Raw genomic sequence first — 21,554 nt, forward strand, 5'->3', positions numbered from 1 at the left:
CGTCCGGACGCCCGGCATCATCGGCCTGCGACGACCGCCCGGTGGCGGCTGCCGGATCTCGCACACTCACCGTCGGTGGAAGGAACTGCCGTGTCGACTCGTCGTCAACTGCTGCGCCTCGGCGCGGCGTCGGGCATCGTCGGGGCGACCGGCGGCCTGGCCGGCCTCGCCGGACAGCTGGCCGCGACCCCCGCCACGGCGGAGGTCGCCGCGCCGAGCGCCACGCCCGTCACCCCGTTTACCGTCCCGTTGACCGTGCCGCAGACGCTGCGCCCGGTGCTGCGGACCGCCACCACGGACTACTACTCGGTCACCATGCACCGGAGGCGACTGGAGATCGTGCCGGGCACCCGTACCGAGGTGTTCACCTACAACGGCGACCTGCCCGGCCCGACCATCCGCGCCCGGTCCGGCCGCCGGGTGGTGGTACGCCAGCGCAACCGGCTCGCCATGCCCACGGCGGTGCACCTGCACGGCGGCGCCACCGCCCCCGGCGACGATGGCTCGGGCGACGCCACGATCCCGCCCGGCGGCGAGCGCGTCTACACCTATCCGAACCGGCAGCCGCACGCCACGCTCTGGATGCACGACCACACCCACCACATGGAGGCCGAGCACCTCTACCGGGGCCTGTCCAGCCTCTATCTGCTCACCGACCGCACCGAGGCGGCGCTTCCGCTGCCCGCCGGCCAGTTCGACGTGCCGCTGGTGCTGCGCGACGCCCATCTGGACGCGAACGCCCAGCTGGTCTGGACCATGGACGACGCCGACAACCGGACCACCCTGTTGGTCAACGGGCGGCCGTGGCCGCGCTTCGAGGTGCAGGCCCGGCGATACCGCTTCCGCCTGGTCAACGCCAGCAACCTACGGTTCTTTCTGCTCCGCCTGGCCGACGGCGGGGACATCACGGTGATCGGCTCCGACGGCGGGCTGCTGGAGGCGCCGGTGACCATGCAGTACCTGCTGTTCTCGCCCGGCGAGCGGCTCGACGTGGTGGTCGACTTCGCCCGCTACCAGCCGGGCACCTCCGTGGTCCTGCAGAACATGCTGGGGCCGGGCCCGGCCGAGCAGGTGGGCCAGGTGATGCGCTTCGACGTCGTAGCGGCGCGGGGGCGGGACCGCACCTCGGTGCCGCAGCGGCTGCGCACCCTGCCGGCGCCGCCGACGCCGACCGTGCGCCGCAGCATCGAGCTGCGGATGGACGAGGCGGGCTCCGGCGGGCACCGGGCGTACATCGACGGGAAGGTCTTCGACCCGGCCCGGATCGACACGACCGTCGCCTGGGGCAGCACCGAGGAGTGGACGGTGACGAACGCCAACACCCTCATGCCGCACAACTTCCACCTGCACCTGGTGCAGTTCCGGGTGCTCGACCGCAACGGCGCGCCGGCCGATCCCACCGAGTCCGGCCTGAAGGACACCGTGATCGTCTGGCCGGGGCAGAGCGTCCGGCTCCAGGCCACCTTCGACACCTGGCGCGGCGTCTACCCCTACCACTGCCACATGGTCGACCACAGCGCGATGGGCATGATGGCCAACCTCCGGATCGTCTGAGTCGGCGGGACGAGACGATCATCGACCTTCTGGAGGGCGCCGGGAGCGGACCGCCGCGTGCGGACCGCTCCCGGCGTCACTGTCACCGGTTGCCGTTGACGACCGGCGGCACCAGACCGACGTACGTGAGGGCGGCCCGGCCGCCGACCACCGCGACGTCCAGGGTGCAGGCGTCGAGCCACTCCTGCCGCACCTTGTACTGGAGGCAGGTCGCCTCGGCCCGCTTGCGGAGTTCCTCGTCGAGGTCCCGGGCGAAGAACGGCGCGGACGGGTTGCCGGAGGCGACCGCGCCGCAGGGCGCCAGCAGGGTCCGGATCGGGGCGACCCGCCAACTGGCGCCGAAGCGCTGGTAGAGGTCGTCGAAGGAGAGCGGGACGGCGAACTGGGTGCCGTCCTTGGCAGCGAGGCGCTTCGGATCGCCGTCGGGGTTGCCGAGCAGGCCGACCACCGGGGTCGGGTACGTGCCGAGACCGACCGCCACGTCGATGTAGCCGCTGTTGACCGTCACCCGGATGCTGTTGCCGCTGGAGTCGGTCACCACGTACACGTTGCCGATCCGGTGGATGTCCACGCCCGAGGGCAGATGCAGCGCGCCGTCGGACGGGAGGTCCCTGGTCCGGCCGTCCACGACGAGGCTCTTGCCGTCGCAGAGCGCCACCTTGGTGCTGCCCATCCGCGTGGCGACCGAGCGGTCGACCGAGGCGTTGGGCCAGGTGGGCGCGCCGGACGCCTTGCGGGTCTGCACCTCGAAGCCGCTGCCGGCCTGCGCCTCGACGAAGTCGCCGGAGGCCTGGAAGTCGTAGAGCAGGCCGGCGAACGTGTGCTGGTGGGTGTCGCCGATGACGGAGGCCGCGGCGCAGTTGGTCGCCGCGCCGCCCGCGGTGTTCTCCACGAAGACCACGGCGGGGCCGGGCGCGGTGGCGGCCGGCGCGGGCGAGCCGAAGTTGAGGTTGTTGGTCTCGCCGGTGAAGCCCTGGGCCACGCAGATCGGGGCGGCGGTGCCCCCGTAGGTGATCCTCGTCCGGACGTTCAGCGACGCGCCGGCGTTGAAGGTGGCCGCGCCTCCGCCGTCGCTGTTGCCGCCGTAGCCGAACACGTTGAACTCGGACGTGGTCCAGCCGGCCGCCGCGTTGACGGAGTTGGAACCCGCCGCGGTGTAGGCGGTGGCGCCCACGAACAGGGTGGCGCTGTCACTCGTCGCGTTCACCGTGCCGGTCAGCCGCAGCGCCCCGAGGTTGGTGATCGGCTGGTTGGGCACGGCTGCCGCGCCCGGGCTGTTGCGGTAGCAGTAGATGTCGGGGTCGCCGGTGAACGAGAACTGGGTCCAGCCGCCGGCCGGGCAGGCCGCGTTGTACTGGAGGAGCCAGTACTGGATGAACACCTGGCCGCTGGAGCCGTTGTTGGCGTAGACGAACTGCTGCCAGCCCCGGCACCCGGCGTTGGGCGACCCGGCGCAGGCCGTGCTGGCGAAGAAGTCGGTGTTGATCTGGAGGGTGTAGGCGTTCGCCACGGGCGGCCCGGCGTTGGCGATGGGCGAACTCTCGCTCGTCACGTTGACGATGTTCTCGAACGTGCCGGACGACTCGGAGATGAACCCGCTCGGCGCCTGGGCGGAGATGTCGTTGCCGTTGCCCACCACCAGTGGGCGGATGCTGCGCTTGGGCGTCATCGGGATCGCCGGCGCGGAGGCGCAGGTGGCCCGCTGCCACGCCAGTCGGGGATAGTCGGCGGTGAAGCATCCCTTCGCCGACGGGTGCGGGACCGCGGTGATCTCCGTCTGCCACGCCTTCAGGCTCGTGGCCGAGGGTGCCGCGTTCGCCGTCGCGGCGGATCCGCCCACCGCGATCAGCACCGCCAGCGCCGTGACGCCGGTCAGTCTGCGGGTCACCCCGCGTGTTCGAGCAAAGAGCCCCATCGCCGCTCCATCCACTAGCCGGCAGTCATGTCGCCGGACAGGGAAAGGCAACCATCGATACGGGAGGCGATCACTCGTTGTGACGGCGTTGTGACACGTCGGAAGTGCGCGTTCTCGGAAGCCGCGCGGGCGCTGTCAGCTCCGCCGGGTGTGACGCCCGTTACCTCTGCGCGGAGGGGGAATCAGCCCGGGTGACGAGGATTTGAACCCAGGTGTGACTGTCGCACCGTCCTCCGCCTCGTCGTGTCCTGACCGGGTGGAGGTCCTCCGATGACCGATGTCCTCCCGGCCGGGACGACTCCCGCCCCCACGCCCGGTGACCTGATGAGCCGGGGGCAACGGCTGCGGCTCGTGCTGGTCCTCGGCTCGCTGATCGCGATCGGTCCGCTGACGATCGACATGTACCTGCCCGCGCTGCCCGCGATCGTCGCCGACTTCGCGACCTCCTCGGCGGCGGTCCAGCTGACACTGACCGGCACGCTCGCCGGCCTCGCCCTGGGCCAGCTGCTGATCGGGCCGCTCTCGGACGCCGTCGGCCGGCGTGGCCCGCTGGTCGCCGGCCTGGCGCTGCACGTCGTGGCGTCGGCGCTCTGCGTCGTGGCGCCCGACATCGCCGTCCTCGGCGTCCTGCGGGTGGTGCAGGGCCTCGGCGTCGCCGCCACCACGGTGGTGGCGATGGCGGTGGTCCGGGACCTGTTCAGCGGCCGGGCCTTCGCCACCCTGCTCTCCCGGCTGCTGCTGGTGATGGGCGCGGCGCCGGTTCTCGCCCCGACCCTCGGCGGTGGCGTGCTGCGGTGGACGGACTGGCGTGGCGTCTTCGTGACCCTGGCCGTCTTCGGCGTGCTGCTCGTCGCGGTGGCCGCGCTCGGCCTGCCGGAGACGCTGCCACCCGCGCGCCGTCGTCGCGGCGGCGTCGTCGCCACCGTGGGCCTGTACGGCTCGTTGCTGCGCGACCGTGTCTTCGTGGGCCTGGTCCTGGTCGCCGGCCTGGCCATGGCGGCGCTGTTCGCGTACGTGGCCGGCTCGTCGTTCGTCCTGCAACAGGGGTACGGGCTCGACGAGCAGCAGTTCGGGCTGGCGTTCGGGGCGGGCGCGGTGGGCCTGATCGGCGCGACCCAGTACAACGTGCGGCTGCTGCGCCGCTACCCGCCGCAGCGGATCCTCGTCGCCTCGCTGGGTGTGGGGACCCTGGCGGGGCTGGCGCTGGTGGCCTTCGCGGCGACCGGCCTCGGTGGGCTGCCCGCGCTGCTGGTGTCGTTGTGGGTGGTGCTGGCGGCGGCGGGTCTGGCGATGCCGAACGCCCCGGCGTTGGCGCTGTCCCGGCACGGCGAGGCGGCCGGCACCGCCTCCGCCCTGCTCGGCGCCGTGCAGTTCGGCGTGGGTGCGGTGGCCGCGCCGCTGGTGGGCGTGCTGGGCACCGGCGCGCTGGCGATGGCCCTGGTGGTGGCCGGTGGCATGGTGGCGGCGCTGGCGGTGCTGCTGCTGGTCGTCCGACCGGCCCGGCTGGCCGACCTGGAGCCGGCGCCGGCGGTCGTGGTCGTGCACTGACGGACCGTCCGGTTGTTCCGTCGTTCCCGTCCCGGGCCGCCCCGGGCCGCCTATCGTTCGACCAGGACGACGGTCGGCGCGGCGGGGCACGGTCGGGAGGGCACGATGGGTGGGACGGTTCGACCGGACGGCATCAGTCCGGCCGCGGTCGAGGCGGCGCCGGGGCTGTGGCGCGTCGACCTGCAACGCCACGACCTGAGCGTGCCGGGGCGTGAGGTCGTGCAGACCCGGGTGGAGTTCACGCCGGACTCGCCGCCGTTCACGCACTTCCACCCCGGTGAAGAGATCATCTACGTGCTCCAGGGGTCGCTGGAGTATCGGCTCGACGGCCACCCACCGGTGGTGTGCCACGCGGGCGACGCCCTCACCGTCGGGTACGGCGTGCACCACCAGGCCCGCAACGTCGGGCGCGGCATCGCGGTCGAGCTCGCCACCTACGTGGTGGAGAAGGGCAAGCCGCTGCTCACCAGGGTGGACTGAACCGCCGGCGGCCGCCGCGGGACGACGCCTGCCGTCGGGCGAGCATCTCGGCCGCGGCGCGCAGCTTGGCTGCCGGTTGCTCACCCGCCGGCCCGAGCACCGCCACGAACCGGTTGCCCAGGCCGAGCACCATCCGGGCGCGGTCGACGTCGCCGATGGCGACCAGGCACTGGGCGTAGATGCCGTAGGTGTTGGCCATCTCCCACAGGCTGAGCGGGCGGCTCGGGTCGAGCAGGCGCTGCCGCAGCTCGCAGGCCCGCGACGCGGCGAGCGCCGCCGCCCGGGCGTCGGCCTCGGACGACCGGCCGGTCCGGGCCCGCTCCAGCAACGCGGTCGCCTGGTTGTGGTACGCCGTCCCCATCGCCTCGCGCGTGCGGGGTCCGGCGGCCGGGGGCGGGCCGGCGGTGTGCAACCCCACCTGCACCGCCCGGTCGAGCAGCTCCATCCGCAGGGTGGGCTGACCGGCGGCGTAGGCGGTCTCGGCGAGATCCAGCACCGCCGTGATCAGCTCGGCCAGCGCCTCGTCCCGCTGCGGGCCGGTCGCGGCGCGCGCGGCGTCGTTCAGCTCCTCGAAGAGGGCGACGGCCTCGCGGCCCGGCGTCAGCCCCTCGGCCGCTCGGCCGCGCGCGGCCAGGAGCATGCCGTGTCGCCAGAGCGCCCGGGCCAGTTGCCGCCGGTCGTGGGGATCCACCCGACCGGGACCGCGTACCGCCTCCTGGTAGGCGGCGACGACGTCGGTCCACAACCGGTCCGCCTCCGGCCAGGACGCGCGCGCGGTGGAGCGCTCGCGCGCCCGGTCGAAGAGTCGTTCCCGCTCGTCCGGCCCCATCCCGGAAACCGCCCTTCGCCGCCGCCGACACGTCGAACCTCATCGATCGTACGTGCCAGCGGCTCGGCGTGTCCGGCCCGAAGGGGTCAGGTCCGGTAGCGCGGGCGGCCGGCGCTCACCCCCGGCGCCACTTCTGGTTGGGGGTGCCCGAGCAGTCCCACAATTGCAGCCGCGCGCCGTCGCCCGTGTTGCGGTCCTTGATGTCGACGCACTTGTTCGCCTGGAGGTTGACCAGGTCGCCGGCCGCGGTGAGGGTGAACTGCTGGGCGCCGGTGCCGTTGCAGGTGTAGAGCTGCACCGTGGCGCCGTTGGCGGTCGAGCCACCGTCGACGTCCATGCACTTGCCGTTCTGGCTGCGCAGGGCGGCGCCGCTGAACGTCCACCGCTGCGCGTTGGTGTTGTTGCAGGTCCACATCTGCAGCGGGGCGCGGTCGACGAAGTTCGAGCCGGGCACGTCGACGCACTTGTCGTTCAGGCTGCTGACGAGTGCGCTGGTCGAGGTGCCGGTCCCGCCCGCGCCGAACGGGCTGAGGATCAGTCCGGCGGAGCGGGGATCGCCGTCGTGCACCAGCGACTCGAAGCCGCCGACGTCGTCGAAGGCGAACGCGTACGCCCTGCCGTCGGCCATGTTGGCGTGGATCAGGCGGGCGTACTGGTTGGTGGGGCTGTTGCGGTAGAAGGCGGCCGCGTCGGTGCTGGGTTGGGTGTCGACGGTGCCGAGGGTGCCGCGGTTGAGCGCGGCGCAGAGCGTCCGCGAGATCGGGCCGACGACCTGGTCGTTGGGTGCGGGCAGGTCGCCGTCGCAGCCCCAGACGCTGGCCGAGGAGGGCCGGCGGAACGAGGCGACCACCTGGCCGCTGCCGTTGGTGAAGGTCATGGTGGTGCCGGAGGTCCGGCCGTAGTAGCGGACCGCCGGCTGGTCGGTGAAGGGCGCCACGGTCAGCGTCCTCGTGGTGTACGCGTTCCACGCGGCGGCGATGTACGAGTCCAGATAGGTGGCGCTGAGCAGCCCGGCGCCGGCCGCCTTGCCCGGGGCCAGCACGCGCAGCACGGTGCCGTCCGAGCGGGTCTGGACGGTGTTGGCCCAGCCCGGCTGCGCCCGGATCCCGTCGATGACCGCGTCGCGTCCGTTGGCCACCACGTCGCCGGTGCGTCGGGTGACGCCGCCGGCGCCGGTCACGGTGACCGCGTGCGGCACGGCGAACATGTCGACCTGCGAGCTGTTCAGCCACAGGCCGGCGTCGTTGTAGGTGAACTCGCTCCAGTCGAAGAGGACGTCGCGGTTGGCGTCGCCGGCTGCCCAGGGGGCGGGTTGGACGAGCCCGTCGGGGGTGAGGAGGAACGTCAGCTTCCGCCCGAGGGCGAAGTAGACCCGACCGGAGAATCCGCGCGGGAACCGGATGGTGGTGCTGCCGCCGTTGGCGGGGCCGGGGATGGAGACGTCGGGCGCGGGCGCGGGCGGAATCTGGCCGCCGGTCCAGGGCACGAACGTGCCGGCCGAGGTCACGTACCCGAGCCGGCCGGTGGTCAGGTTGGTGCCGATGACGTAGAGGTGCACCGCGTCGGCGCGCCCGGTGGTGTTGGTGACCGTGACCGGTAGCAGGGACGGGCCGACCGCGTGCGCGGGCAGGGCGAGGGGCAGGCCACCGGCCACGCCGACGAGCAGGGCGGACGCGGCAGCGAGCAGTCTTCTTCGGAGACGCATGGAACACCTCGGGTGGTGGCGGGATGGGAGAGAGCGCTCTCTGAGCGTGAATTCGGAAACAACCTTTGTCAATAGGTGCGTCTCGATGCCTTGCGCTGCTCCGCCCTCAGCGGGCGGGGGTCGGGTGCTCCTCCGGCACGCGCACCGCCGCGCGCGCGTCGAGCACCGCGACGAGCAGGAGGACCAGGGCCGCGCCGATCGAGGCGGCCAGCAGGCCGGCCGCGTGACCCGGCACCGCCAGCAGGGCGAGGCAGGCCACGCCGAGGAGCCGACGCGGGGACACGCGGTCGAACACGAGGCGTTCCAGGCGGGCCCGGCCCAGCAGGTAGATCATCGGTCCGCCGAGCACCACCGCCAGCCAGACCGGATAGGGCCGCGCGAACGGGTGGTCCAGCACCAGCCCGTAACCGACCGCGACCACCACGATGCCGAAGATCATGACGGTGTGGGCGAAGGCCACCGAGCGACCGAACGCGGCGCGGTCGTCGGCCGCGTCCACCGCCTCGCCGAGCAGCTCGCCGGAGCGGAAGAAGTAGATCCGCCACAGCAGCACCGTGGTCACGAACGACACGACCACCCCGCACGTGTGCGCCGCCTCCGGCGTCCCCTCGTTCGTGTAGGCGATGCCGACGGAGATCACACCCTCCCCGAGCGCGATCATCAGGAACTGCCGGTACCGGTCGCTCAGATGCGCGCCCCCGGTCTCCCAGGCCGCCGCCCGCCCGCGGCCGAGTCGGGGAAGTGGCCAACCGAGCCGGGCCGCGCCGAGGTCGATGGCGATGGCGATGGTCCACAGCACGGTGCGAGCGGTCTCCGACACCGTGGCGCCCCACAACCAGGGAATCGCGCTCAGGCAGTACCAGGCGCCGGACCGGAAGTAGAGGCGTTGCAGCGGAAGGCCGCCCAGCAGGAGGCCGAAGCCCACGGTGCGGCCGACCTGGAGCAGGACGTACGACAGGGCGAAGGTCATGCCCCGGGCGTCGAACGCGGCGGGGACGGCCGACGCCATCATGAACAGCCCGAACGCGCTGACCACGACCGCGAGGCGGACCCCGACGAGGCGGGGTTCGAACCGGGCCGTCACGTACGACGTGATGGTCCACGCCCAGGTCAGGGGCAGGAACAGCAGCAGCGTCCGAGCCGCCGCCATCCACCGGTCCGCGGGCGCCGGCGCCGACAGCCCGGGGACCGCCTGTGCCGCGAGCCGGGTCAGCGCGAACACCACGACCAGGTCGAAGAACAGTTCGGCGAACGTCGCGTGCGGGCCGCTGCCCGGGCCCCGCAACATCCCGACCCCGACCCCGGGACGGCGTGCACCCATCACCCGATCCAACCCGACCGCCCGATCGGGTCGAGGTCGAACGCGCTATTCGGCAGCTTTTTCGCGACCCACGGTTTCCGGGGCGAGACGGTGGAAAGGTGACAGAAGACGCCCGCGAACCCACCGATCCTCCAGGAGCACGCCATGAAGGCTCTCGTGTACCGGGGCCCGCACGAGGTCACCGTCGAGGACCGGCCCGACCCCACGGTCCAGGCCCCGACCGACGCGGTCATCCGCATCACCACCACCAACATCTGCGGCTCCGACCTGCACATGTACGAGGGACGCACCTCGGTCGAGGAGGGCAAGATCCTCGGCCACGAGAACATGGGCGTCGTCGAGGCCGTCGGCGACGCCGTCACCCGGATCCGGGTCGGCGACCGCGTCTCGGTGCCGTTCAACATCGCCTGCGGCACCTGCCGCAACTGCGCGCACGGTTGGACCAGCTTCTGCCTGCGCACCAACCCGACCGAGGGAATGGACGGCGCCGCCTACGGCTACGCCAACATGGGCCCGTACGACGGCGGCCAGGCCGAGTACCTGCGGGTGCCGTACGCCGACTTCAACCTGCTGCACCTGCCGCCCGGCACGGAGCACGAGAACGACTTCACCATGCTGTCGGACATCTTCCCGACCGGCTGGCACGGCACCGAACTCGCCGGGCAGGCCCCCGGCGACACGGTCGCGGTCTTCGGCGCCGGCCCGGTCGGCCTGATGGCCGCGCACAGCGCGCTGATCAAGGGCGCCGACCGCGTCTTCGTGGTGGACAAGGAGCCGGACCGCCTCGCCATGGCCGAGAAGATCGGCGGCCTCCCGATCAACTTCGCCGACGGCGACCCGGTGCAGCAGATCATGGACGCCACCGACGGCGTCGGCGCCGACTGCGGCGTGGAGGCCGTCGGCTTCCAGGCCCACGACCCGTCCGGCGACGAGCACCCCGAACTGGTGCTGGACAACCTCGTCGACGTGGTCCGCTCCACCGGCGGGATCGGCGTGGTCGGCGTCTACGTCCCGCAGGACCCCGGCGCGCCCGACAAGAAGGCCCAGCAGGGCCGCATCGGCTGGCAGTACGGCACCTTCTTCAGCAAGGGCCAGCGGATGGGCACCGGGCAGTGCCCGGTGATGCGCTACAACCGGCAACTGCGCGACCTCATCATCGCCGGCCGGGCGCGACCGTCGTTCCTGGTCTCCCACGAACTGCCGCTGGCCCAGGCGCCCGAGGCGTACGGGCACTTCGACCGACGCGACCAGGGCTGGACCAAGGTGCTGCTGCATCCCGGCGGCTGACCGGGGCCCGGGGCGCGGCGGCGACGGTGCGCCCCGGACCGGCGGTAGGATCACGGCTCGTCCCGCCCGAGTCCGCCACCCCCGTCGGAGTCCCGCGTTTCCGAGCCGTCACCCACCCGCGTCACCCGGCGGGCCCGCCGGGTGCTGGCCGTCGTGGGCCTGCTCGTGGTGGCCGCCCTGCCCGCCGGCTCGTCCACGGCCGGGGCGACCGGTCCGACGACGCTGCGGATGCTCCAGATGAACCTGTGCAACAGCGGACGCGCCGGCTGCTACACCGGCCGAGCCGTGCCCGAGGCCGTCGAGGTGATCGCCGCCGAGACGCCGGACGTGGTCACCGTCAACGAGATCTGCCGGGACGACCTGCCCGTGCTGGAGCGTGCGCTCGCCGCCGTCCATCCCCGTGGGACGGTCCGGTCGGCGTTCCAGGCCGCCGGGGACCGGCCCAGCCGCTCCGTCACCCGCTGCCGCAACGGGCAGCCGTTCGGCATCGGGCTGGTCGCCCGGCTCGACACCCGCGACGCCCGCCCCGACGTCCGCGGTGGGATCCACCCGACGCAGGATCTCGCCGATCCCGAGGAGCGGGCCTGGCTCTGCCTGCGGGTCGGGGACGCGTTGCACGCCTGCACGACCCACCTGGCGAACACCAGCGGCGCCGTCGCGCTGGCCCAGTGCGCCCACCTGCTCGACACGGTGCTGCCGGAGCTCCGCCGGGGCGCCGGGTACGCGTCGGCGGTGCTCGGCGGCGACCTCAACCTGAGCCGGGGCGGCGCCCCGGACGTGCGGTCGTGCGTGCCACCGGACCACGTGCGCGTCGACGACGGCGCCCGGCAGCAGATCGTGACCACCCGTGGCGTCACGATCTGCTGCCACCGCGCGGTGGGCATGCGGGGGACCACCGACCATCCGGCGCTGCTCGCGGTGCTGACGGTCGGTGGCACGCCGGACGGCGGGCCGGTCGCGCCCTAACGGTGGCGCTCGACCACGTAGTCCGTCAGGTCGAGCAGGAACCGGCCGTCCTCGGTGTCGGCCGCCGCTCCCAACGCCCGCTGCCCCTCGCGCCGGGCGGCCTCCGCGAGGTCCCGGGCGCTGCGCCGCGCCGACTCCACGCAGTCGTAGGCGAGCAGCCGCCCGTGCAGCCAGCGCACCTCGGACGCGGTGCGCTGCCCGCGCCGCCGGCTCAGGAAGTCGAGCGTCCGCTCGCGTTCGTCGGCGGTGCACCGTCGCATGAAGTCGATCAGGATGAGCGTCCGCTTGCCCTCCCAGAGATCGCCGGCGATCTCCTTGCCGTAGCGGGCGTAGTCGCCGACGAGGTTGAGCGCGTCGTCCTGGATCTGGAACGCCGCGCCCAGGTACCACCCGTAGCGGTCCAGCACGTCGACCGCGTTCTGCCGGCCGGTGGCGACGAGGATCCCGGCCCGGCACGGGTAGATGCACGTGTACCAGGAGGTCTTCTTCAGGCACATCCGGTAGTAGTCGTCCGCGTCCAGCTCGGACACGTTGTCGCGGATCCAGCCGATCTCGATCGCCTGCCCCTCCAGGGAGTGGCGCAGCATGAGCTCGGTCTCCTCGAACAGCCGCCAGGCGATCCCGGAACCGAGCGCCGCCCGGTTCGCGGCGAGCCGCTGCAACGCCAGCAGGTTGGTCATGTTGCCCACGTTCAGGGCCACGCCGACGCCGTACTCGGCGTGCAGGGTCGCCGCCCCGCGCCGCTGCTCGCTCTCGTCCTGGATGTCGTCGTGGATGAGGAAGGCATTGTGGAACAGCTCCACGGTGACGGCGGCGTTGAGCCCCACCGCCTCCGCGCCGCCGAACGCCCGGCACGTGGCGAGGCAGAGCGCGGCCCGCAGCCCCTTGCCCCACCGGCGCGGATACTCCGCGACCAGGTCGTAGAGGTATCGCGGACCGCCCGACGGCAGGTCGTCGAGCAGCGCGCCGAGGGCGAGCCCGCGATAGCGCTCCAGCACCCGTTCCACGTGCCCGCCGGCCACTCCGGTGGTCGGCGCCATCGCCCGGCTACTTCTCCGACCGCGGCCGGCTGCGCGGGGCCGGCGTCGCCAGCCGGTCCGCGAGCCCGTTGGCCACGTCCGGGGCCAGCCGCGCGAGATTGAGGACGGTGTCCAGCGCGTCGTGCGCGTCCGAGGTGTAGCGGCGGACGACCTCACCGCGCTGGTCGTCGGCCATCTTCAGTTGCGCGACCACGGTGTCGATGAGGGCGTGCCCGTCGGTGCGGACCCGCGCGACGAGTTCGTCGAACGCCTCCGGGTCCACCCTGCGGTCCGCGCTCAGCTTCTCCTCGAGCCGCCGGGCGCCGGCCAGCCCCGCCGCGAGTTCCTCCTCCAGCACCGAGGCCGCGTGGGTGACGGTCTCGGAGGTCTCGCCGGCCACCTTCTCGAAACGTTCGTTGGTGCGCTCACGCTCGCCGTTCTCCATGGGCGCAGTGTTCACCCGGGTGCCGACGGCGGGCCAGAGGTGTGTCGCGATGGTGACTCAGCGTATCGACGCAGGTCAGGGTTGATCGAGCCGGGCCCGCAGGGCGGGCGGCGCCACCGACCGGTAGCCGTCCCGGATGACCTCGGCCAGCTCGGCCTCGCCGATGCCGGTGTCGAGGCGTACGCCGATCCAGCCCCGGTGCCCGACGTAGGGCGGACGGAAGAAGGTGCGCGGGTCGACCGCGACCAGCTCGACGGCCGCGCCGGCCGGCGCGGCGCACCACAGGTGCGGGAACTCGTCCCGGTGGTGCCCGTCGGGCCAGACCGAGGCGAACGACGTCCGGCCGCGGACGAACCAGGTCGGGGTGCCGTGGCTCAGCCGCTCCGTCACCTCGGGCAGCGCCAGGCAGGTCCGCCGGATGGCCGCCACGATGTCCGTCATCGATCCACGGTACGACAGCGTCGGGGGACGGTGACCTCCGGTGGGGTCGATCTGTCGGAGGGGCGTGGGAGGGTGGCGGCCGTGACCGGATGGATCTACAACGAACGCCCGGCGGGCATCACCTTCCTGACCGAGCGGATCGGCGAGCCCGGCCGCGGCGAGATCGAGGCCGAGATCTGGGGCCGGGTGGTCCGCGGCGAGGTCGACCCGAACGACTTCGTGGACTTCTTCGACGACGACGACGAGCGGCACGGCGCCACCGACGACGAGCTGCGGGCCGCCTTCGAGCGGGCGGTGACCGCGCGGCGGGAGCAGCAGCGCGGTTGGGGCGAGGTGCGGGGCAACCTGACCCGCGCCTTCGCCGAGCTGAACGGGATCGGCGTGCTGGCCCGAGAGAACTTCAGCTGCTGCGGCACCTGCGCGGCGGCCGAGATCCACGACGAGCGGGACGACTCGCGCCACTGGCGGGGCTACCTCTGGTTCCACCAGCAGGACACGGAGGCGTTGCTCGCGAGCGAGGACGGCGGGGTCTACCTCGGCTACGGCGTCTACCCGCCGGCCGACTTCGACGAGGCCGCCTACGACGCTCTCAGCGAGGCCGACCAGCGGGCCCGCTACCAGGCGGACCTGGAACGGCTGCTCGACGGGGAGGTGTTCCCGGTGCTCCACCGGCACGGCATGCGGGTGGAGTGGAACCGGCGGCAGTCCACCCGGATCCGGGTCAGCGGCGCCCGGTGGTACGCGCCGCTGACGTGACGGGTCGCGACGTCAGGTCCGGCGCAGCCGCTCCGCGAGGTCCCGGACCGCGTCGTCGAATCGGGGATCGTTCTCGCCGGGCCAGTGTCCGACGATGGGCGGCGAGACGGTGTCGGTCGTGGGCACCACGACGCCGCACGGGTCGCGCAGCCGCCGGTCCACCGTGCCGACCGGTCCGGCGACGGTCGGCGGCTCGCCGTCGCGGTGCGGCGAGAAGATCCAGCTGCCCACCGGGTCGGTGTCGCGCCAGAGGTTGAGCCACCGCCAGCCGACCCGGTCGCCCACCTCGCACAGCGCGGCGTCGTCGACGTAGGCGGGGAAGAGTTCGGCGTAGAGGCGGCGCAGCGGTGAGCCGTACGTCAGCAGCGCCACCCGGTCACCGACGCCCGGCGGCAGTTGGAGCACGGTCGCGGCGAGCAGCACCGAGCCGTGGCTGTGCCCGGCGAGCAGCACCCGGTCGCCGCACGAGGTCAGATGGCAGATGCGTCGGGTCAGCTCCGGCACGGCCCGCTCGGCATAGCAGCGGGGCGCGAAGGGGTGCGCGATCCGGGGCCAGAACGTGCCCAGGTCCCACAGCACCCCGACGTAGCGGCGGAACTCCGCCGTCCGGTACGCGAACAGGCCGCCGACCACGAGCCCGAGCACGAGCGCCGCGATCGCGTAGCTGCCCATCGCGATGCCGAAGTTGACCAGTCCCTCGGGTATCCCGGTCCACCGTTCGAGCACGGTCCCCGGGTAGAGCCCCAGCAGGCCGAGCGTGCTGGTGGCCATGCCGAACCCGGCGAGCCCGGCGTAGACCACGGCGAGCGGCGCCAGCCGGTCGGTGAACCGGGCCCGGGCGACGACCTTGCGGACCTGGTCGAGCCGCGGCGCGGCCTCGGGCGGGGCGTCCGGGAAGTCGCGGGCGACCGCGGCGCGGGCGGCGCGGCGTCGCCCCGGCCGGGAGGCCAGCAGCACCACGACGCCGACCGCCACCGCGGCCAGCACGGCGAGGAAGAACGCGAAGAGCGCCCACTTGTACGCGAGCGGCGGACCGGTGGGTGAGTACAGCCCGGTCGACGCGCCCCGGTCGAGCAGGTCGCCGACCCGGTAGGCCAGTTCGGCGGAGAACGCCACCGCCACCCCGGTGGCCACGGCGGCGAGGACCGGCGCGCCCAGCCCCCGCAGCGGCGCGTCCTCCCGGGCGCGGCCGCGTCCGCGTACCACCACCACCCAGAGCGCGGTCAACAGCAGGGTCTGCGCGAAGAACAGCCAGGACACCGTCGCGGCGTAGCCGGGCAGCGCGTCCGCCGACGGCCACGGCGCCGGGTCCACGGCCACCGCGACGAGGACGACCGCGGTGAGCCCGCCGGACGTGACGCGCAGGACACGGGTGACCCGGTCGAGCCCCGGCACCCGCTCGGGCCGGTCGACGAGCGGATGGGCGCAGACCAGCCCGAAGCAGGCGACGAGCACGGCGCCGGCGGTCACCATCAGGGCGACGGTGCCGGGGGAGGCTCCGCCGCCGGCCCGGGCGAGCAGCAGGACGAGGTCCAGGACGGCGAACGCGGCGGCGACGTGGATCGCGCGCAGCCGCTCGACCACCGGCATGGCGTCCCACTGCCCCACGTCGCTGAGTCGGTGCGTACCCGAGGGTCGGGGTACGCCCTGGAACGCCTGTCGGCTCCAGCTCGCGCCCGCGCCGAGTCGCCAGACCAGGACGACGGCGCCGGCCGGCACCAGCGCGAGCACGGCCAGCCGCACGCCGAGCGGCCGGCCGCCGAGCCAGGACAACCAGGCCCGCCCGGACAGGCAGCTCGGCATCGCCATGCACTTCCAGCCGACCTGGTCCAGCGCCACCCCGGCGACGGTGAGCACGTACAGCGCGGTCAGGGTGAGCGCCAGCACCCGGCACAGCGCCTTCGTCACCGTCGTGGCGGCCGGGCCCTGACCGTCCGGCCGCATCCAGAGCGCCACGTTGCCGAGCATGAAGGGCAGCAGGAAGACCAGGGACACGGTCCGGACCGCGGTGCCCGAGGGCAGCTCGCTCCACCGGTACGCCTCCAGGAGCACCCCACCCGGCCCGCGGGTGTCGGGGTAACCGGGCGGGGGACGGTGGAAGCCGCCGCTGCGGTCGCCGGTGACCTGGCGCGTGTTCGGCCGGTCCAGGATCCGCCGCGCGTCGGCGCCCGAGACGCCGTGCACCCGCAGCTCGACCACGTCGCCGGAGCCGGAGGGCGGGCGCGGCGGTCTCGGCGTGTCCGCCATGGCCCCTCCCAGGTCGACGCCGGCGCCGGCCGGCCGGCGTCCGGTCGTCCGCGTGGCGGGGCGCGCCTACCCGTTCCACCGGCGATCACGCCTGCCCCGCCGGTCCCGGTGCGACGGCGGCCGCCTCCGGCCCTGTGCTATCCAGGTCTCATGGCCGACATCCGCGATCACCGACTGCTCTACGGCTGCATGGGCCTGGGCGGCGACTGGAACACCGAACCGTACGGCGCGCGGGAGATCGCGGCGGCGGAGGCGGCGGTCGAGGCCGCCCTGGAGATCGGCGTCACCGCGTTCGACCACGCGGACATCTACCGCCACGGCAAGTCCGAGGCCGTCTTCGGTGAGGTGCTCGCCCGCGCGCCGGACCTGCGGGCGCGCATCCTGCTGCAGACCAAGTGCGGCATCCGGCTGGACGGCGACGCCGGGCCGGGCCGGTACGACCTGCGCGGGACGCACATCGTGCGCAGCGTCGAGGAGAGCCTGGCCCGGCTGCGCACCGACGTGATCGACGTGCTGCTGCTGCACCGCCCGGATCCGCTGGCCGACCCGGAGGACGTGGCGGCGGCGCTGACCTCGCTGCACCGGCAGGGGCTGGTGCGGCAGTTCGGCGTGTCGAACATGGCGGCGGCGCAGATCGCCCACCTCCAGGAGCCGCTGGAGGTTCCCCTCGTCGTGAACCAGTTGGAGATGAGCCTGGCCCGCCGGGACTGGGTGGAGGCGGGGGTCCTGGTGAACACGCCGGCGTCCACCGCGACCGGATTCCCGCTGGGCACCGTCGAGTACTGCCGGGCGAACCGGATCGGTCTGCAGGCGTGGGGCCCGCTCGCCGGGGGACGATTCACCGGCGCTCCCCGGACGCCGGGCGACCGGGCCACGGCGGATGTGGTCGCCGCGCTCGCCGAGCGCAGGGGGACCACACCGGAGGCCGTCGTCCTGTGGTGGGTGCAGCGGCATCCGGCCGGTGTGGCGCCGGTGATCGGCACGGCGCGTCCCGACCGCATCCGGGCGTGCCGGGACGCCGTCGCGCGCGAGCCGGAGCTGACCCGCGAGGAGTGGTACGAGCTGTGGCTCGCCGCCCGGGGCGAGCCGCTGCCCTGACCGGGCCGACGCCGCGGGGACGGCGACGCGGCCGTCCCCGCAGCGTGGCGCTCAGGCGGCGGCGCAGGCCGCGCCGTTGAGTGTGAAGGCGGTCGGTCGGGCGGTGTTGCCGGTGTGCGTGGCCTGGAAGCCGATGCTGGTCGACCCGTTCGGCGGGATGACCGCGTTGTAGGCGACGTTGCGGGCGGTCACCTGGCCGGAGGTGGGGGAGTAGGTCGCGTTCCACCCCGAGGTGACGGTCTGGCCGGCGGGCAGCGTGAACGCCAGGGACCAACCGTTCACCGCGACCGCGGAGGTGTTGCGGACGGTGACGTTCGCGGTCAGCCCGGAGTTCCACGCGTTGACCTCCACGGCCACCGTGCAGGCGCCGGCACCCGGTGACGTGGTGGGGGTCGGTGACGTGGTGGGGGTCGGCGACGCGGTGGGCGTCGGTGAGCCGGTCGGGCTGGGCGAGGTGGTCGGGCTCGGCGGCGTGGTCAGGCCGAAGAACTGGACGGCCGCCGCGGCCATGCCGCTCGCGGGCAGGCTGTGCCCGGCTCCCTGGATGCTGTAGGCCTCGACCTGCACGGTGCCGGCGCCGTCGGCGTACCGGCGCCGGTTCCAGTTCGCCTGCGGCGTGTCGGTGGAGGTCGGCGTCTGACCGAGCCCGAACACGTTCGTCCACTGCTCGATCGTCTCCTGGAGCAGCTGGTAGGGCACGAGCGTGTCGCTGGTGCCGTGCCACAGCTGCACCCGGGGGCGGGGGCCGGACCAGCCGGGGTAGGCCTGGCGGACCGCGTCACCCCACTGTTGCGGGGTGCGGTCCATCGCGCCACCGGTGCACCGGCTGGTCCCGGGCGGGTAGTCCGCCGCGTTGGCGAAGCAGGTGAACGGCACGCCCATGAACGCGGCCCCGGCCTTGAACACGTCGGGGTAGAGGGCCAGCATGTGGTTGGTCATCATGCCGCCGGAGGAGCTGCCGGTGGCGTAGACCCGGTCCGGGTCCGCGCCGTACTGCTGCTGGACGTGCCGGATCATCGAGATGATCGACACCGGGTCGCTGCCGCCGCCGCGGCGCTTGGCGGCGTCGGACCAGGTGTCGAAGCAGTTGCCGAACCCGGCCTGCTGGGTGGCGGTGGGATAGATCACGATGAACCCGTACCGGTCGGCCAGGGCGGCGAACTCGCTGCCCGAGTAGAAGCCGGGGCCGGAGCCGCCGCAGCCGTGCATGGCCACCACGGTCGCCGGCCGGGCCGGACGGGAGTCGGGCACGTAGACGTGCATGCGCATCCGGCCGGGGTTGTCACCGAAGCTGGTCACCTCGGTCAGCGTGGCCGCGTACGCGGGTCGGACGGTGGGGACGACCAGGCCGGCGGCCGTCAGGGCCGCGGCCAGGGCGAGCAGCGCAATGTTTCTGATTCGCACGGAGACTCCTTCGCGCGCCTGTCTGAGGCGCGGATCGGGCGGACGCCCTCGGCTCGCGGTCGGCCCGGTCGACCACGAGGGCGTGTCGCCCACGACGAATGGCCTCGCTCGGCCCGGCTCCCTGTCGCGTGTCAGTTAGTGTTCCCGTCGAGCGTCGAAGTGTCAATCGACGAAACCCGATGGATTACGAGGGTGCGCGCCGCGCCCGTCTACAGTCGACCCACCGTCCCCGAGCCGAGCCCGGAGCGTCTGTGGCAAGCCCCTTCGACATCGAGGAGATCTACCCCGACGACGGGGAGGTCCCGCCGCGGCTGCCCCGGCGGCAGGCCGGCGCGTCGCCGCAGGGGCTCGCGGTCACCCTCCTGGCGGACTACACCGTGCACAGCCGGGCGGCCCTGCCGTCCGCCGCCGTCGTCGCGCTGCTCGGCGAGTCCGGGGTGACCAGCGCGGGCGCCCGGACCGCGATCAGCCGGCTCGCCCGTCGCGGCGTGCTGGAGGGCAGCCGGCGGGGGCGGACCAGCGCCTACCGGCTCAGCCCCGCCGCCGCCGCCAACCTCTGCGCGGGAGGCCGGTGGATCCTCACCGCCACCACCGCCACCCCGTGGGACGGGTGCTGGACCGTCGTCGCCTTCTCGCTGCCGCAGGACCGCGCCGCGCAGCGCCGAGCCCTGCGCGGCCAGCTCCGCTGGCTGGGCTGCGCGCCGCTGTACGACGGGCTGTGGATCTCACCGTACGAGCTGGGGCCGGCGGCCCGCTCGCGTCTCGCTCCGCTCGCCGACGGCGCCGTGACCGTGTTCCGGGGCCGTCAGGCCGCCTCGGACCTGCTCGGCCAGCGGGCGCCCATCGAGGCCTGGGACCTCGCCACGATCCGCCGGCAGTACGAGACGTTCCTGCGCCGGTGGACCCCGCTGGCGGGCCGGTCGACGTCCCCGGGTGGCGCGGAGGCGGTGCGGGCGCGCACCGAGGTGATGGACACGTTCCGGCGCTTTCCCACGCTCGATCCGCGGCTGCCGCTGGAACTCCTGCCGGCGGACTGGCCCCGGCAGGCCGCGCGGGAGTTGTTCACGGCGGTCTACGACGGGCTGGCCGGACCGGCCGAGCGGCACGTCCGGGACGTCGTGGCGCGGTTCACCGACGACGTCCCGGACGGCATCCGGGCGCACACCACAGCGGACCTGCTCGCGGGCACGGACGGGGTCGCCTGCGCCGCCGAGTGAGGCGACGGGCGCCCCGGGGGCCGGTCGCTCAGGTCGCGAGCCGGTCCGCGACGACCCGGGTACGCCGGCCGAGGGCGGCTACCGCGACGACGACGATCGGGACGAGGGTCAGGTGGCACAGCGCCAGCGTGGTCTTGCTGGTGGCGTCCAGGTCCGTGGGCAGGGTCATCAGGGCGATCGTCAGGACGGCGAGCGCCGGGCCGACGACCGACGCGGCCCGGACGACCCAGCCGGCGCGCGGCGCGAGCAGGGCCACGGCGGTGAGCCCGACCAGCAGTGGCAGCGCGCTGAAGGCCGCCACGGTCAGCGCGTCGACCTCGGCCGGTCCGCCGGCGGCGGTGAACCGGAACGTGCCGCCGGCCGCCCGGCCCACGGCGTACACGACGAGGTTGACGACCACCGCGCCCACGACGGCGAGCGCGACGATCGCGGCGCGGGACAGGTCAGCCATGCGACCGCTCGCGAATCAGGTACGCCTCGATCCGGTCGAACGCCCCGGGCATGACCTCGCCGACGAAGAAGTCGCGCAGCTCGGGCGTCGGGAAGCCGCTCTGCACGACGGTCATCAGCGTGCCGCCGTCGTGCTCCTCGAAGGTGACCTCGATGCGGGTGGTCATGGTGGTGCCGTCGGGGCTGCTGCCGGTGGACTCGGTGACCAGCCGGTGCGGCCGGTCGATCTCCAGGAACGTCTGCGTCTCCCGGAACAGCATCTCGGGGGAGGGGCCCCACACGGCCGTCTGCCGCCCGCCGACCCGCAGGTCCACCTCGATCTCGACCACGCCGGGCTCCTCGTCGAGGATGCTGAACCAGATCTTCTGCTTCTCGGCGTCGGTGTAGGCGTCGAAGGCGTCCTCCGGGGTGCCGGGAAGCTGCCGGGTCATTCGCATGTCGAGCGTCATCGGTCACGTTCCTTCGGGCCGGTGTGGAGAGTGAGATAGGCGTCGAGGCCGTCCAGGCGGCGTGCCCAGAGCCGTTGGTAGAAGCTGATCCAGGCCATCGCGGCGTCCAGCGGGGCGTCGCCGAGCCGGCACTGTCGCGACCGGCCGACCTTCTCGGTGACCACGAGGCCGGCGTTCTCCAGCGCCTGGACGTGTTTCTTCATGCCGGTGAGGCTCATCCCGGTCGGCGCGGTGAGCTCGCTGATGGTGGCCGGGCCGGCGCCGAGCCGGATCAGGATGTCGCGTCGGGTGGGGTCGGCCAGGCTGGCGAACACCCGATTCAGGACCTCTTGCTGAACCATGTGGTTCACCGTATAACACTGAACTCACTGGTTCAACGATTTCGCCGACCCGCCGCGATGGGGGTGTGCCGCCGTGCCAGAA

The 21,554-nt window shown here is 73.4% G+C and carries 20 protein-coding genes; 8 read left to right on the top strand and 12 right to left on the bottom strand.

What is annotated here, in order from left to right:
- The first annotated feature begins 90 nt into the window (after positions 1–90).
- A complete protein-coding gene (locus GA0070622_RS14695) occupies positions 91–1,554 on the top strand; it encodes a multicopper oxidase family protein (protein WP_091573809.1) in 1,464 nt (487 codons plus the stop codon).
- A gap of 82 nt (positions 1,555–1,636) precedes the next feature.
- On the opposite strand, the gene GA0070622_RS14700 is transcribed toward GA0070622_RS14695, so the two are convergent.
- Complete coding sequence (locus GA0070622_RS14700) at positions 1,637–3,442, bottom strand: VWD domain-containing protein (RefSeq protein ID WP_176710490.1); 1,806 nt, start codon at positions 3,440–3,442, stop codon at positions 1,637–1,639.
- Between the two features lie 351 nt (positions 3,443–3,793).
- On the opposite strand from GA0070622_RS14700, the gene GA0070622_RS14705 reads away from it, so the two are divergent.
- Both GA0070622_RS14705 and GA0070622_RS14710 read left to right on the top strand, forming a co-directional pair.
- On the top strand, positions 3,794–5,017 hold the full coding sequence (locus tag GA0070622_RS14705) for a multidrug effflux MFS transporter (protein WP_091573811.1): 1,224 nt from the start codon (positions 3,794–3,796) through the stop codon (positions 5,015–5,017).
- 105 nt (positions 5,018–5,122) lie between these two features.
- Positions 5,123–5,497, top strand: coding sequence for a cupin domain-containing protein (locus tag GA0070622_RS14710; protein WP_091573812.1), 375 nt, complete (start codon positions 5,123–5,125; stop codon positions 5,495–5,497).
- On the opposite strand, the gene GA0070622_RS14715 is transcribed toward GA0070622_RS14710, so the two are convergent.
- From GA0070622_RS14715 to GA0070622_RS14725, 3 genes are all read right to left on the bottom strand, one after another.
- Entirely contained in the window at positions 5,481–6,326 is an 846-nt protein-coding gene (locus GA0070622_RS14715; RefSeq protein WP_091573813.1) for a hypothetical protein, read from the bottom strand. The genes GA0070622_RS14710 and GA0070622_RS14715 overlap by 17 nt on opposite strands.
- A gap of 115 nt (positions 6,327–6,441) precedes the next feature.
- Positions 6,442–8,031: a glycoside hydrolase family 64 protein gene (locus GA0070622_RS14720; RefSeq protein WP_091573814.1), complete on the bottom strand. Its 1,590-nt coding sequence runs from the start codon at positions 8,029–8,031 to the stop codon at positions 6,442–6,444.
- A 106-nt stretch (positions 8,032–8,137) separates the two neighbouring features.
- Positions 8,138–9,352: a low temperature requirement protein A gene (locus tag GA0070622_RS14725; protein WP_091573815.1), complete on the bottom strand. Its 1,215-nt coding sequence runs from the start codon at positions 9,350–9,352 to the stop codon at positions 8,138–8,140.
- A 144-nt stretch (positions 9,353–9,496) separates the two neighbouring features.
- Here GA0070622_RS14725 and GA0070622_RS14730 point away from each other — a divergent pair, with 144 nt between their 5' ends.
- Both GA0070622_RS14730 and GA0070622_RS14735 read left to right on the top strand, forming a co-directional pair.
- Positions 9,497–10,639, top strand: coding sequence for a glutathione-independent formaldehyde dehydrogenase (locus GA0070622_RS14730; RefSeq protein ID WP_091573816.1), 1,143 nt, complete (start codon positions 9,497–9,499; stop codon positions 10,637–10,639).
- 141 nt (positions 10,640–10,780) lie between these two features.
- Complete coding sequence (locus tag GA0070622_RS14735; protein WP_091573817.1) at positions 10,781–11,605, top strand: endonuclease/exonuclease/phosphatase family protein; 825 nt, start codon at positions 10,781–10,783, stop codon at positions 11,603–11,605.
- On the opposite strand, the gene GA0070622_RS14740 is transcribed toward GA0070622_RS14735, so the two are convergent.
- The 3 genes from GA0070622_RS14740 to GA0070622_RS14750 form a co-directional block, all read right to left on the bottom strand.
- A complete protein-coding gene (locus GA0070622_RS14740) occupies positions 11,602–12,645 on the bottom strand; it encodes a polyprenyl synthetase family protein (protein ID WP_091573818.1) in 1,044 nt (347 codons plus the stop codon). The genes GA0070622_RS14735 and GA0070622_RS14740 overlap by 4 nt on opposite strands.
- Before the next feature lie 7 nt (positions 12,646–12,652).
- Positions 12,653–13,069, bottom strand: a complete 417-nt coding sequence (locus tag GA0070622_RS14745; RefSeq protein ID WP_091573819.1) for a hypothetical protein — start codon at positions 13,067–13,069, stop codon at positions 12,653–12,655.
- Positions 13,070–13,144: 75 nt separating this feature from the next.
- Positions 13,145–13,510: an MmcQ/YjbR family DNA-binding protein gene (locus GA0070622_RS14750; protein WP_091573820.1), complete on the bottom strand. Its 366-nt coding sequence runs from the start codon at positions 13,508–13,510 to the stop codon at positions 13,145–13,147.
- An 81-nt stretch (positions 13,511–13,591) separates the two neighbouring features.
- On the opposite strand from GA0070622_RS14750, the gene GA0070622_RS14755 reads away from it, so the two are divergent.
- Complete coding sequence (locus GA0070622_RS14755) at positions 13,592–14,266, top strand: DUF6891 domain-containing protein (RefSeq protein WP_141684577.1); 675 nt, start codon at positions 13,592–13,594, stop codon at positions 14,264–14,266.
- A gap of 12 nt (positions 14,267–14,278) precedes the next feature.
- Here the strand turns inward: GA0070622_RS14755 and GA0070622_RS14760 are convergent, their stop codons facing one another.
- Positions 14,279–16,513, bottom strand: a complete 2,235-nt coding sequence (locus tag GA0070622_RS14760; RefSeq protein WP_091573822.1) for a hypothetical protein — start codon at positions 16,511–16,513, stop codon at positions 14,279–14,281.
- Positions 16,514–16,663: 150 nt separating this feature from the next.
- Between GA0070622_RS14760 and GA0070622_RS14765 the strand changes: the two genes are divergently transcribed.
- Entirely contained in the window at positions 16,664–17,611 is a 948-nt protein-coding gene (locus tag GA0070622_RS14765; protein WP_216642318.1) for an aldo/keto reductase, read from the top strand.
- Positions 17,612–17,662: 51 nt separating this feature from the next.
- Here GA0070622_RS14765 and GA0070622_RS14770 read toward each other — a convergent pair whose 3' ends face one another.
- Positions 17,663–19,015, bottom strand: coding sequence for an extracellular catalytic domain type 1 short-chain-length polyhydroxyalkanoate depolymerase (locus tag GA0070622_RS14770; protein WP_091573823.1), 1,353 nt, complete (start codon positions 19,013–19,015; stop codon positions 17,663–17,665).
- A gap of 251 nt (positions 19,016–19,266) precedes the next feature.
- Between GA0070622_RS14770 and GA0070622_RS14775 the strand changes: the two genes are divergently transcribed.
- Positions 19,267–20,232: a PaaX family transcriptional regulator gene (locus GA0070622_RS14775; RefSeq protein ID WP_091573824.1), complete on the top strand. Its 966-nt coding sequence runs from the start codon at positions 19,267–19,269 to the stop codon at positions 20,230–20,232.
- A 28-nt stretch (positions 20,233–20,260) separates the two neighbouring features.
- Here GA0070622_RS14775 and GA0070622_RS14780 read toward each other — a convergent pair whose 3' ends face one another.
- Genes GA0070622_RS14780 through GA0070622_RS14790 form a run of 3 tightly spaced genes read right to left on the bottom strand, consistent with a single transcriptional unit; the run spans position 20,261 to position 21,472 of the window.
- On the bottom strand, positions 20,261–20,683 hold the full coding sequence (locus GA0070622_RS14780; RefSeq protein WP_091573825.1) for a DUF6069 family protein: 423 nt from the start codon (positions 20,681–20,683) through the stop codon (positions 20,261–20,263).
- Entirely contained in the window at positions 20,676–21,131 is a 456-nt protein-coding gene (locus GA0070622_RS14785; protein ID WP_091573826.1) for an SRPBCC family protein, read from the bottom strand. The genes GA0070622_RS14780 and GA0070622_RS14785 overlap by 8 nt, the downstream gene beginning before the upstream one ends.
- Positions 21,128–21,472, bottom strand: coding sequence for an ArsR/SmtB family transcription factor (locus tag GA0070622_RS14790; protein WP_091577411.1), 345 nt, complete (start codon positions 21,470–21,472; stop codon positions 21,128–21,130). The genes GA0070622_RS14785 and GA0070622_RS14790 overlap by 4 nt, the downstream gene beginning before the upstream one ends.
- Positions 21,473–21,554 lie beyond the last annotated feature (82 nt).

This window comes from Micromonospora sediminicola (genome assembly GCF_900089585.1).
Lineage (GTDB): Bacteria > Actinomycetota > Actinomycetes > Mycobacteriales > Micromonosporaceae > Micromonospora > Micromonospora sediminicola.

What these genes read in the sequence shown, in the direction of transcription:
- GA0070622_RS14780 (WP_091573825.1), bottom strand. Translation starts at nt 20,683, where the DNA reads ATGGCTGACCTGTCCCGCGCCGCGATCGTCGCGCTCGCCGTCGTGGGC.
- GA0070622_RS14715 (WP_091573813.1), bottom strand. Translation starts at nt 6,326, where the DNA reads ATGGGGCCGGACGAGCGGGAACGACTCTTCGACCGGGCGCGCGAGCGC.
- GA0070622_RS14760 (WP_091573822.1), bottom strand. Translation starts at nt 16,513, where the DNA reads ATGGCGGACACGCCGAGACCGCCGCGCCCGCCCTCCGGCTCCGGCGAC.
- GA0070622_RS14725 (WP_091573815.1), bottom strand. Translation starts at nt 9,352, where the DNA reads ATGGGTGCACGCCGTCCCGGGGTCGGGGTCGGGATGTTGCGGGGCCCG.
- GA0070622_RS14740 (WP_091573818.1), bottom strand. Translation starts at nt 12,645, where the DNA reads ATGGCGCCGACCACCGGAGTGGCCGGCGGGCACGTGGAACGGGTGCTG.
- GA0070622_RS14765 (WP_216642318.1), top strand. Translation starts at nt 16,664, where the DNA reads ATGGCCGACATCCGCGATCACCGACTGCTCTACGGCTGCATGGGCCTG.
- GA0070622_RS14745 (WP_091573819.1), bottom strand. Translation starts at nt 13,069, where the DNA reads ATGGAGAACGGCGAGCGTGAGCGCACCAACGAACGTTTCGAGAAGGTG.
- GA0070622_RS14705 (WP_091573811.1), top strand. Translation starts at nt 3,794, where the DNA reads ATGAGCCGGGGGCAACGGCTGCGGCTCGTGCTGGTCCTCGGCTCGCTG.
- GA0070622_RS14790 (WP_091577411.1), bottom strand. Translation starts at nt 21,472, where the DNA reads ATGGTTCAGCAAGAGGTCCTGAATCGGGTGTTCGCCAGCCTGGCCGAC.
- GA0070622_RS14785 (WP_091573826.1), bottom strand. Translation starts at nt 21,131, where the DNA reads ATGACGCTCGACATGCGAATGACCCGGCAGCTTCCCGGCACCCCGGAG.
- GA0070622_RS14720 (WP_091573814.1), bottom strand. Translation starts at nt 8,031, where the DNA reads ATGCGTCTCCGAAGAAGACTGCTCGCTGCCGCGTCCGCCCTGCTCGTC.
- GA0070622_RS14730 (WP_091573816.1), top strand. Translation starts at nt 9,497, where the DNA reads ATGAAGGCTCTCGTGTACCGGGGCCCGCACGAGGTCACCGTCGAGGAC.
- GA0070622_RS14750 (WP_091573820.1), bottom strand. Translation starts at nt 13,510, where the DNA reads ATGACGGACATCGTGGCGGCCATCCGGCGGACCTGCCTGGCGCTGCCC.
- GA0070622_RS14710 (WP_091573812.1), top strand. Translation starts at nt 5,123, where the DNA reads ATGGGTGGGACGGTTCGACCGGACGGCATCAGTCCGGCCGCGGTCGAG.